This is a genomic window from Pseudomonas sp. (assembly GCF_050739655.1).
In the GTDB taxonomy this organism is placed as follows: domain Bacteria; phylum Pseudomonadota; class Gammaproteobacteria; order Pseudomonadales; family Pseudomonadaceae; genus Aquipseudomonas.
Genome location: NZ_JBOIBY010000317.1, coordinates 1 through 9,671, shown reverse-complemented (window position 1 = coordinate 9,671; position 9,671 = coordinate 1). Strand labels below are relative to the sequence as shown.

The 9,671-nt window shown below is 60.5% G+C and carries 12 protein-coding genes and 1 pseudogene; 5 read left to right on the top strand and 8 right to left on the bottom strand.

What is annotated here, in order from left to right; genetic code table 11:
* A pseudogene (locus ACRESJ_RS15560) lies at positions 1–173 on the bottom strand (C40 family peptidase); the annotation flags it as partial.
* 195 nt (positions 174–368) lie between these two features.
* Here ACRESJ_RS15560 and ACRESJ_RS15555 point away from each other — a divergent pair.
* Positions 369–788: an NINE protein gene (locus tag ACRESJ_RS15555; protein ID WP_431758695.1), complete on the top strand. Its 420-nt coding sequence runs from the start codon at positions 369–371 to the stop codon at positions 786–788.
* 95 nt (positions 789–883) lie between these two features.
* Here ACRESJ_RS15555 and ACRESJ_RS15550 read toward each other — a convergent pair whose 3' ends face one another.
* The 7 genes from ACRESJ_RS15550 to gshB all read right to left on the bottom strand — a co-directional run bounded on the left by ACRESJ_RS15550 (position 884) and on the right by gshB (position 6,943).
* On the bottom strand, positions 884–2,155 hold the full coding sequence (locus ACRESJ_RS15550) for a dihydroorotase (protein WP_431758694.1): 1,272 nt from the start codon (positions 2,153–2,155) through the stop codon (positions 884–886).
* A complete protein-coding gene (locus tag ACRESJ_RS15545) occupies positions 2,152–3,171 on the bottom strand; it encodes an aspartate carbamoyltransferase catalytic subunit (protein WP_431758693.1) in 1,020 nt (339 codons plus the stop codon). The genes ACRESJ_RS15550 and ACRESJ_RS15545 overlap by 4 nt, the downstream gene beginning before the upstream one ends.
* A 26-nt stretch (positions 3,172–3,197) precedes the next feature.
* Positions 3,198–3,701 (bottom strand): bifunctional pyr operon transcriptional regulator/uracil phosphoribosyltransferase PyrR, encoded by a 504-nt coding sequence (pyrR, locus tag ACRESJ_RS15540; protein ID WP_431758692.1) that lies wholly within the window; start codon positions 3,699–3,701, stop codon positions 3,198–3,200.
* Positions 3,702–3,795: 94 nt separating this feature from the next.
* Positions 3,796–4,233 carry a Holliday junction resolvase RuvX gene (gene ruvX, locus ACRESJ_RS15535; RefSeq protein ID WP_431758691.1) on the bottom strand — a complete coding sequence of 146 codons (438 nt, stop codon included), beginning with the start codon at positions 4,231–4,233 and terminating at the stop codon, positions 3,796–3,798.
* On the bottom strand, positions 4,233–4,805 hold the full coding sequence (locus ACRESJ_RS15530) for a YqgE/AlgH family protein (protein WP_431758690.1): 573 nt from the start codon (positions 4,803–4,805) through the stop codon (positions 4,233–4,235). The genes ruvX and ACRESJ_RS15530 overlap by 1 nt, the downstream gene beginning before the upstream one ends.
* 220 nt (positions 4,806–5,025) lie before the next feature.
* Positions 5,026–5,925, bottom strand: a complete 900-nt coding sequence (locus ACRESJ_RS15525; protein WP_322615172.1) for an energy transducer TonB — start codon at positions 5,923–5,925, stop codon at positions 5,026–5,028.
* A gap of 64 nt (positions 5,926–5,989) precedes the next feature.
* On the bottom strand, positions 5,990–6,943 hold the full coding sequence (gene gshB, locus ACRESJ_RS15520; protein WP_431758689.1) for a glutathione synthase: 954 nt from the start codon (positions 6,941–6,943) through the stop codon (positions 5,990–5,992).
* Between the two features lie 348 nt (positions 6,944–7,291).
* On the opposite strand from gshB, the gene pilG reads away from it, so the two are divergent.
* The 4 genes from pilG to ACRESJ_RS15500 form a co-directional block, all read left to right on the top strand.
* On the top strand, positions 7,292–7,696 hold the full coding sequence (pilG, locus tag ACRESJ_RS15515) for a twitching motility response regulator PilG (RefSeq protein WP_413703877.1): 405 nt from the start codon (positions 7,292–7,294) through the stop codon (positions 7,694–7,696).
* A gap of 57 nt (positions 7,697–7,753) precedes the next feature.
* Entirely contained in the window at positions 7,754–8,119 is a 366-nt protein-coding gene (gene pilH, locus ACRESJ_RS15510; RefSeq protein ID WP_007987790.1) for a twitching motility response regulator PilH, read from the top strand.
* Between the two features lie 10 nt (positions 8,120–8,129).
* On the top strand, positions 8,130–8,669 hold the full coding sequence (locus tag ACRESJ_RS15505; protein ID WP_431758688.1) for a chemotaxis protein CheW: 540 nt from the start codon (positions 8,130–8,132) through the stop codon (positions 8,667–8,669).
* A gap of 65 nt (positions 8,670–8,734) precedes the next feature.
* The coding region (locus ACRESJ_RS15500) for a type IV pili methyl-accepting chemotaxis transducer N-terminal domain-containing protein (protein WP_431758687.1) at positions 8,735–9,671 on the top strand (937 nt) is incomplete at its 3' end.

Sequence of the window (9,671 nt, the reverse complement as noted above, 5' to 3'; positions counted from 1 at the left end):
GCATGGGATTTTGGGGTGTAACCATTAACGTTCGGAAGACGTTGCTCACGATTGGTGGCGTGGGCGGCCAGTGGCAATAATAGGCAAATGGTTAGCCATGTCTTGAAAAATGGACGCATTAGGCAGGGCTCGTATGTGTTAGCGCGCAACTTTATAACAGCTTTTTTTGGCATTCCGAGGCCGTTGGTCGATTCCAGTCGGGTCTAAGGGAACCAAAAAAGCGTTATGTGGACGCAATTGTCAGACAGAAGTCAGGCGCTATAAGGGTTTGGCGGGAGACACGTTAACACCTGCCATCCGTCGGTCACTTGTAAAAAAGTCACAAAGATTTGAAGAATATTTATCTATCGAGGGAATCGAGGTCATTCATGAACCCCTATCAGCAGTCCGTTGCGCAGCAAGACACCCACAGCAAAGTGATCGGTTACTTGCTGTGGATTTTCGGTTTTACCGGGGCTCACCGCTTTTATTACGGCAAGCCGGTCACCGGGACGATCTGGTTCTTCACCTTTGGTTTGCTGGGCATTGGCTGGCTGATCGACCTGTTCCTGATTCCGGCCATGGATCGCGAAGCGGACCTTCGTTTTACCGCGGGGCCGATCGAATACAACGTGGCGTGGATTCTGCTGACGTTTCTCGGGGTGTTCGGTGTGCACCGGATGTATCAGGGGAAATGGATCAGCGGATTGATCTATCTGGTGACGGGCGGGTTGTTCTTTATTGGGGTGCTGTATGACTTCTGGACGTTGAATGACCAGGTTTCGTTGCGCAACGCTCAGCGTCGTTAAGAAACTGAAAAGATCGCAGCCTGCGGCAGCGCAGCTCCTACAGGGAAAACGCAAATTCCGTGTAGGAGCTGCCGCAGGCTGCGATCTTTTTGTTTTTACGCCTGGTGGCTGATCCGACCATCCACCAGGGTGTAACGCACTACGCCGGGCAGGCTATGGCCAATGAACGGGCAGTTCTCGCCCTTGGACAGCCAAGTCTCGCCAGCCACGGTCGAGGTCGCGGGATCGAACAATACGATGTCCGCCGCACCACCCACCGCCAGTTTGCCTGCTGGCAGGCGCAAGGCTTCGGCAGGGCCGGTGCTCAAGCGAGCCAGCAAGGTCGGCAAGTCCAGCAAGCCATCCTCTACCAGTGTCATCGCCAGCGGCAGCAACAGCTCGACACTGCTGATGCCCGGTTCAGTGGCACCGAATGGCGCCAGTTTGGCATCCCGCTCGTGGGGCTGGTGATGGCTGGAAATAGCCGAGATCACGCCTGACTTCACAGCAGCTCGCAGGCCCTCGCGGTCGGCGCGGGTACGCAGCGGTGGCTGGACGTGATACAGGCTGCTGAAGTCGATCAGCGCTTCGTCAGTCAGGATCAGTTGGTACAGGGCGACGTCCGCAGTGACCTTCAATCCACGCTGCTGGGCTTGAGCGATCAGCGCTACACCACGGGCACTAGTGAGCTGGCTGAAGTGCGCACGCACACCGGTTTGCTCGACCAACAGCAGATCCCGGGCCAGGGCCACGGTTTCGGCGGTTTCCGGTATGCCCGGCAAGCCAAGGAAGCTGGCGGTCGGGCCTTCATGGGCCAAACCACCTTCGGCCAGATCGTGATCCTGAGAGTTGAAGATCACCGTCAGGTCGAAAGTGGCCGCATAGTCAAGCGCCCGGCACAGGGTGCGGGTATTGCTGAAGCTCTCCAGGCCATTGCCGAAAGCCACGCAGCCGGCATCGCGCAGGGCAACCAGTTCGGCGAGCTGTTCGCCATCCAGACCTTTGCTCAGGGCGCCGATCGGGAAGACTTTGGTGTTGCCGGCTTCGCGAGCGCGGTCGAGGATCAACTCGGCCACGGCCGAGGTGTCCAGCACCGGTTTGGTTTTCGGTGGGCAGCACAGGCTGGTGACACCCCCGGCCGCTGCGGCACGGGTTTCGCTGACGATCGAGCCTTTGCGGCTGTAGCCGGGCTCGCGCAGGGCGACGTTGAGGTCGACCAGGCCCGGAGCGGCCACCAGACCTTTGGCGTCGATGGTGTCGACAGCGACAAAACCGGCTGGAGCGGCGCCAAGGGCGACGACCTTGCAGGCTTCGATGTGGATATCGGTGACTTGATCCATGCCACTGGCTGGATCGATGACGCGGGCGCCGAGAATGCTGAGCTTCACTGGGCGTTCTCCTGGTCGAATAGGCCTTGCTCGAATTGGCGCTGCGCAGTCTGCCCGCTCATGGCCATGGACAGTACCGCCATGCGAATCGCGATGCCGTAGGTTACCTGGTTGAGGATCACCGAGTGCGGGCCGTCGGCCACCGCCGACTCAATCTCCACGCCACGGTTGATCGGCCCCGGGTGCATCACGATGCAATCCGGTTTGGCGCCGGCCAGGCGCGCGGTGGTCAGGCCGAACAGGCGATAGAACTCGCCTTCGCTCGGCAGCAGGCCGCCAGTCATGCGTTCACGCTGCAGGCGCAGCATGATCACCACGTCGACGTCCTTCAGGCCTTCGGTCATGTCGGTGTAGACCTTCACGCCGTACTGTTCGATGCCGATCGGCAGCAGGGTTTTCGGCGCTATCACGCGGATGTCCGGGCAACCCAGGGTTTTGAGGGCCAGCATGTTCGAGCGCGCGACCCGCGAGTGCAGGATGTCGCCGACGATGGCTACCGACAGGTTTTCGAAGCCGCCCTTGTGCCGGCGGATGGTGAGCATGTCGAGCATGCCTTGGGTCGGATGCGCGTGACGACCGTCGCCGCCGTTGATGATTGCCACTTGAGGGCAGACATGCTCGGCGATGAAGTGTGCGGCACCGGAATCACCGTGGCGCACAACGAACATGTCGGCGGCCATGGCTTCCAGGTTGCGCAGGGTATCGAGCAGTGTTTCCCCCTTGCTCGCCGACGATGTCGACACGTTCAGGGTAATCACGTCCGCCGAGAGCCGCTGGGCCGCCAGTTCAAAGGTAGTACGGGTGCGTGTGGAGTTCTCGAAGAACACGTTGCACACGGTCTTGCCGCGCAGCAACGGGACTTTCTTCACCGCCCGGGCGCCGACTTCAAGGAAGGAGTCGGCGGTGTCGAGGATTTCCGTCAACAGCTCGCGGCGCAAGCCGTCGAGCGAGAGGAAGTGGCGCAGCTGGCCCTGATCATTGAGCTGCAGCGGGCGCTTGGTTTCTAGAGGCGTCATCGCAAGGGGACTCTCAATAGGGCGGATTAAAGGGCGAGATCTTGCACTTCGAGCGCAAGCTCCGGGCCGGACAGCTTCACGCGCTCATGGGCGGCCAACGACAAGGTCGCGCCAACCACGTTCGGGCGGATCGGAAGCTCGCCGGCGTCCAGGTCCAGCAGGCACACCAGGGTCACGCTGGCGGGGCGGCCGTAGTCGAACAGTTCGTTCATGGCGGCGCGGATGGTTCGGCCACTCATCAAAACGTCGTCGATCAGCACAAGGTGCTGGCCTTCGATCTCGAATGGCAGGGCGGAAGGGCGCACTTGCGGGTGCAAGCCGTTCTGGCTGAAGTCGTCGCGGTAAAAGGATACGTCGAGAGTGCCGAGTGGCTCATCGCTGCCCAACTCTTTGAGCAGGGCCTGGGCGACCCAGACGCCGCCGGTACGGATACCGATGTAACGCGGTTCGCTGATGCCACGGTGTTCCAGGTGTGCCTTGAGAGAGATCGCCATCTGGCTGATCAGTTCGGCGGGATTGGGCAGGCTCATGGTTGCTCCTTCTTGGGCCCGAGACCGGTGATGCTTGAAGTGGCTCGGGTTATCGCTAAAAGAGCCGCTAGGCGGCTCTTCCGGGTTAAGTGCATCAGGATTCGAACAGTGCGCCGTTTTCGTCCAGCCAGCCTTGCAGCAGCAGGGCGGCGGCGATGGCGTCGACCGGATTGTCGCGGTAACTGCCTTTTTGCCCGCCACGGGCCAGGCGTTCGCCCTTGGCTTCGAAAGTGGTCAGGCGTTCATCGTGGGTATAAAAGGGCAGATTGAAACGGCCATTGAGGCGTCGGGCGAATTTTTCCGCGCGGGCGCACATGTCGCTGGGCGTGCCATCCATGTTCAACGGCAGGCCGACCACCACGGCGTCAGGCTTCCACTCTTTAATGAGGGCTTCGACCTGAGCCCAGTCCGGGATACCGTTTTGCGCTTTCAAGGTGCACAGCTCGCGGGCCTGGCCGGTAATTACCTGACCGACCGCAACGCCGATCTGTTTGGTGCCGTAGTCAAAACCCAGAATCAACCGCAGGGCCATCAGGCGTGCCCCGCCTGGCTGGTGAGCAGGCTCAGATTGATGCCAAGACGCTTGGCTGCCGCTTCCAGACGCAGCTCGCTGCTGGTGTTGAACAGGATGTCGGCATCGAACGGGCAGGTCAGCCAGGCGTTTTGCGCCAGTTCAGCTTCCAGCTGCCCGGCTTCCCAGCCGGCGTAGCCGAGGGCGATCACGCTTTTCGACGGGCCAACGCCATCGGCAATGGCGAACAGCACGTCCTGAGACGTCGACAGGGACAGATCGTCTTCCAGATCAACGGTCGCCTGAAATGTCTTCCCTGACGGATGCAGAACAAAACCGCGATCGGTCTGTACCGGCCCGCCGATGAAAATCGGCACGTGCTGGCAGAGGGCCGGTGGTTCAACATCGGGGCGCAGTTGCTCGAGGATATCGGCCAGATTCAGGTCCTGCGGACGGTTGACCACCAGCCCCATGGCGCCATTGGCCGTGTGCTCGACGATGTAGGTCAAGGTGTGCGCAAAGTTCGGGTCGGCCATGTGAGGCATGGCGATCAGGAAGTGATGCTTGAGGTAGCTGGGGCTGACGTTTTTCATGACCGCTAGTGTGGCGTTCGAGGGGCGAACTGACAAGCTGGGGATGCGTAGGAAGTGCCCCAATTTTCCCTGACAACAGAGATCATTTTACAGATCGTTCCCATGCTCTGCGTGGGAACGCCTCAACGGACGCTCCGCGTTCGGCTCTTGATTGGGACGCAGAGCGTCCCTGGCTGCATTCCCACGCGGAGCGTGGGAATGATCAAAGGAGCGGGGGATGTCAGTTGCTGGAAAGGCGATCGCCGCGGGCGAATTTCCAGGTGCGGATGATTTCCAGGCGGTCGATGTCCGACAGGTCGCCGGTAAATGGCGCAAAAGGTGCCGCTAGTCGCACGATACGCTGTGCGGCCTGATCCAGCAGCGGTTGGCCTGAAGATTCCAGTACTAACACCTCGTACAGTGAGCCATCGCGGTTGATGGAAACCATCAGGCGCAAGTTGCCGTAGATCTGCTTGCGTCGCGCTTCGTCTGGGTAGTTGAGGTTGCCGATGCGTTCGACCTTCTTGCGCCATTCGTCCTTGTACCAGGCGCCCTTGTCGCGCATGGTCGAGGCCGCGCTCAGGCGGTGAATGCGTGGGCGCTTGGCGTACAACTGTTGTTCGGCGGCCAGTTCCGCTTCGAGGCTGGCGATGTCGCTGGACAACTGCTCGCTGTCGAACGTCGGCGCCTGGACCTGGGGTTTGACCTCGGTCTTGGGCTCCTCGGTCCTGGCGGGGGCTTTTTTCGGCTTCGGCGCCACGGTGGTCACGGCCGCCTTCGGTGGCGCTTCCTGTACGTCAGGCTTGGCGGCCGGCGGTGGCGTGACCTTCTGTACCTTGTTGTCCTGGAAGGGCGCGACCTCGGTGGTCTTGGGAATTGCCTTTTTATCCAGGGTGCCGCTGCCTTGCTGATTCTCCTGGGCCAGGAAATCGGCTTTCTCAGGCTTCTTTTCGCTTTTGAAGGTGGCGAGGGTGATTTCCAGGGTTTTGCTGATCTGCTTGGGCTCGACCACTGCAAACCCGACACCCAGCAGCAAGGCGAGATGGATCAGCGCTGCCAGAAACAGGGTAAACCCGAGGCGATCGGCCGGGCGCACGCCACGGTGGGCGAGTTCGGCAGGCAGATCGGACGGGAGTGTCATGACAAGGAAACCAACATCGCGTTTTCACAGGCCGCGCATGATAACGCAATGTTGGTTTGGCTAATCAACGAGCCTTGAGCTTCTGATCGATGGCATCCATCAACAGGCCGCCGATGTCGGTGCCAAATGCATTATCGATCTCGCGAATGCAGGTCGGGCTGGTGACGTTGATCTCGGTCAGGTGCTCGCCGATCACGTCCAGGCCAACGAACAACAGGCCTTTTTCACGCAGGGTCGGGCCGACTTGCGCGGCGATCCAGCGGTCCTTGTCGGTCAGCGGTCGGGCTTCGCCACGGCCACCGGCGGCCAGGTTGCCACGGGTTTCGCCCTGGGCCGGAATCCGCGCCAGGCAATAATCCACAGGCTCGCCGTCGATCATCAGGATGCGCTTGTCGCCATCGACGATAGCCGGCAAGTAGCCCTGGATCATGATTTGCTGCTGGCCATGCAAGGTCAGGGTTTCGAGAATCACCGAGAGGTTCGGGTGGCCGGCGGTGTGACGGAAAATCGAGGAGCCGCCCATGCCGTCCAGCGGCTTGAGAATCACATCGCCATGGTGGTCGGCGAATTCGCGCAGTACGTCCGGGCGGCGGCTGACGATGGTCGGCGGCGTGCACTGCGGGAACAGCGTGGCGAACAGCTTTTCGTTGCAGTCGCGCAGGCTTTGCGGCTTGTTGACCACCAGCACACCAGCACGCTCGGCCTGTTCCAGCAAATAGGTGGAGTAGACGAACTCCATGTCGAACGGCGGATCCTTGCGCATCAGGATCACGTCCAGATCGCTCAGCAGTGCGTCACTTTCAGCGCCCAGTTCGAACCATTTTTCCGGGTTGGCAAACACCTGCAGCGGACGCATCCGCGCCCGCGCCTGGCCTTCGCCTTGATACAGGTCGCGCTGTTCCATGTAGAACAGCTCCCAGCCACGCTTCTGCGCGGCCAGCAGCATGGCCAGCGAGCTATCCTTTTTATAGGAAATGCTGGCGATAGGGTCCATGACAATCCCGACGCGAACGCTCATGGGTGTTTCCTCGAAATTTGGGGGGCTATGTCGATCTCTGTAGGAGCGAGCTCGCTCGCGATGAACCCGAGAACAACACGCTTATCCAGCCAGCACGCGTTATCGTTGACGACCATCGCGAGCAAGCTCGCTCCTACAAAAGATCAGCGTATAAAAGTGGCGTCAGAGTGGCGCCGAGTGTGTTCCCGGTCAAGGAAAAACCACCTTGCAAGCCGGCCGATAGATTGGTTTTGGAGACTGTGCTAAAAAGGCTGCCATGTCGTGCTAGCCCTTGAACATCAAGGGTTTCGAGCCGAGTTAACCGGCAAACGGACAATTTGTTTCGCAAAGGCGACGGTAGAGCATTTTATGGAACAGCATCCCAGCGCCTTGAAGGTCATGGTGATCGACGATTCGAAGACGATCCGTCGCACCGCCGAAACGCTGCTCAGGAACGTGGGTTGTGAGGTCATCACGGCCATCGACGGTTTTGATGCCCTGGCCAAGATTGCCGACAACCACCCCGGCATCATCTTCGTCGACATCATGATGCCGCGCCTGGATGGCTACCAGACCTGCGCCCTGATCAAGAACAACAGTGCGTTCAAGTCCACGCCGGTGATCATGCTGTCGTCCAAGGACGGGCTGTTCGACAAGGCCAAGGGGCGCATCGTCGGCTCCGACCAGTTTTTGACCAAGCCTTTCAGCAAGGAAGAATTGCTTGATGCGATCCAGGCCCATGTTCCTGGTTTCGCCGCAGTTTTGCCGCAGTAGGACACGCACAGTGACGCTCGGCCATCGGGCCAGGCGTCGACAAGAATGGGGAAGACCATGGCACGTATTCTGATCGTCGATGATTCGCCGACCGAAATGTACAAACTGACCGGCATGCTGGAAAAGCACGGTCATGAAGTGTTGAAAGCCGAAAACGGCGCCGACGGTGTCGCCCTGGCCCGCCAGGAAAAGCCCGATGCGGTCCTGATGGACATTGTCATGCCTGGCCTCAACGGCTTCCAGGCGACCCGCCAGTTGACCAAGGACCCGGAGACCGGGCATATCCCGGTGATCATCATCACCACCAAGGATCAGGAAACCGACAAGGTCTGGGGCACGCGCCAAGGCGCCAGGGACTACCTGACCAAGCCGGTCGATGAAGACACCCTGATCAAAACCCTGAACAACGTGCTGGCCGGTTGATCGTCAGGCCATGAACGAGTCGCTGACGGCTTTCGAACTGCTGCTGCAAATCGACCAGCGCTGTCGGTTGCTGGCGGCGGACTTGCCGTCCCAGCCGGCCCGGCGGGACAGTTGGAGCGGTATCGGTTTTCGCCTGAGCGAGCACTGGTATGTCGCCCCCATGAGCGAAGTCAGCGAAGTCTTGCATGAGCCGCGCCTCACCCAGCTGCCGGGGGTCAAACCCTGGGTCAAGGGAGTCGCCAACCTGCGCGGGCGTTTGCTGCCGGTCATGGACTTGTGCGGCTTCTTCGGGCACGAGCTTTCGGCGGTGCGCCGTCAGCGGCGGGTGTTGGTGGTGGAACATGAAGAGGTGTTTGCCGGGTTGCTGGTCGATGAAGTCTTCGGCCTCCAGCACTTTGCCCAGGACAGCCTGGAACCGGTGCCGGCAGATGAGTTGAAGGGGACGATGGCGGCGTTTGTCAAAGGCCGGTTTCAGCGTGAGCAGTGCTGGCAGGTGTTCAGCCCGTTTGCATTGACGCAGTCTCAGGGGTTCATGAACGTCGCGGTGTGACAGAAACAGCACAGATCCAATGTGGGAACTGGCAGGCCCAAAAGTTGGTTAACAGGCGAGGACCGATGATAAAAGCAAAAACAGGCAAGCCAATGGAAGGGTCGCGCAGCAGGTCGCAGATTATCGTGCTGTTCATCGCGCTGATCGTCTTCATCATGCTGCTGTTCGCCAACTTCGCGTACCTCAACACCCAGGCTACCTACGACAAACAGTACATCGGCCACGCCGGCGAACTGCGCGTGCTGTCCCAGCGTATCGCCAAGAACGCCACCGAAGCCGCCGCCGGCAAGGCTGCCGCGTTCAAGTTGCTCAGTGATGCACGCAACGATTTTGCCCAGCGCTGGGGTTATCTGAAGAAGGGCGACCCGGCCACCGGCCTGCCGCCTGCCCCCGCCACCGTGCGTCCAGAGATGCGCGCGGTGCAACAGGACTGGGAACGCCTGCTGAAAAACACCGACGCGATTCTCTCCAGCGAGCAAACCGTACTGTCGCTGCATCAGGTCGCCGCGACCCTGGCCGAAACCGTGCCGCAGTTGCAGGTCGAATACGAAAAAGTCGTCGAGATTCTCCTGCAACGGGGCGCCCCGGCGGCCCAGGTGGCGATGGCCCAGCGCCAGTCACTGCTGGCCGAGCGGATCCTCGGCGCGGTCAATACAGTGTTGGCCGGCGACGAAAATTCACAGCAGGCCGCCGATGCGTTCGGACGTGACGCGACGCAGTTCGGCAAGGTGCTCAACGGCATGCTCCAGGGCGACCCGGCGCTCAAGGTCAGCCAGGTCGAAGACCGCGACGCCCGTGCGCGGCTCGCGGAAATCGCCGAGCTGTTCGAGTTCGTATCGGGCTCGGTGGACGAGATCCTCGAAACCTCGCCGGAACTGTTCAAGGTCCGCGAATCGGCCTCGAACATTTTCAGTCTGTCGCAAACCCTGCTCGACGAAGCCTCACACCTGGCCAGCGGTTTTGAAAACATGGTCGGCGGGCGCACCACCGATACCATTGGCG

Bases quoted from the DNA above. Each gene is read 5' to 3' on its own strand.
- ruvX (WP_431758691.1), bottom strand. From the start codon at position 4,233: ATGGCCCTGCGGTTGATTCTGGGTTTTGACTACGGCACCAAACAGATC.
- ACRESJ_RS15545 (WP_431758693.1), bottom strand. From the start codon at position 3,171: ATGACGCCTCTAGAAACCAAGCGCCCGCTGCAGCTCAATGATCAGGGC.
- ACRESJ_RS15530 (WP_431758690.1), bottom strand. From the start codon at position 4,805: ATGAAAAACGTCAGCCCCAGCTACCTCAAGCATCACTTCCTGATCGCC.
- ACRESJ_RS15525 (WP_322615172.1), bottom strand. From the start codon at position 5,925: ATGACACTCCCGTCCGATCTGCCTGCCGAACTCGCCCACCGTGGCGTG.
- pilH (WP_007987790.1), top strand. From the start codon at position 7,754: ATGGCACGTATTCTGATCGTCGATGATTCGCCGACCGAAATGTACAAA.
- pilG (WP_413703877.1), top strand. From the start codon at position 7,292: ATGGAACAGCATCCCAGCGCCTTGAAGGTCATGGTGATCGACGATTCG.
- gshB (WP_431758689.1), bottom strand. From the start codon at position 6,943: ATGAGCGTTCGCGTCGGGATTGTCATGGACCCTATCGCCAGCATTTCC.
- ACRESJ_RS15505 (WP_431758688.1), top strand. From the start codon at position 8,130: ATGAACGAGTCGCTGACGGCTTTCGAACTGCTGCTGCAAATCGACCAG.
- ACRESJ_RS15555 (WP_431758695.1), top strand. From the start codon at position 369: ATGAACCCCTATCAGCAGTCCGTTGCGCAGCAAGACACCCACAGCAAA.
- pyrR (WP_431758692.1), bottom strand. From the start codon at position 3,701: ATGAGCCTGCCCAATCCCGCCGAACTGATCAGCCAGATGGCGATCTCT.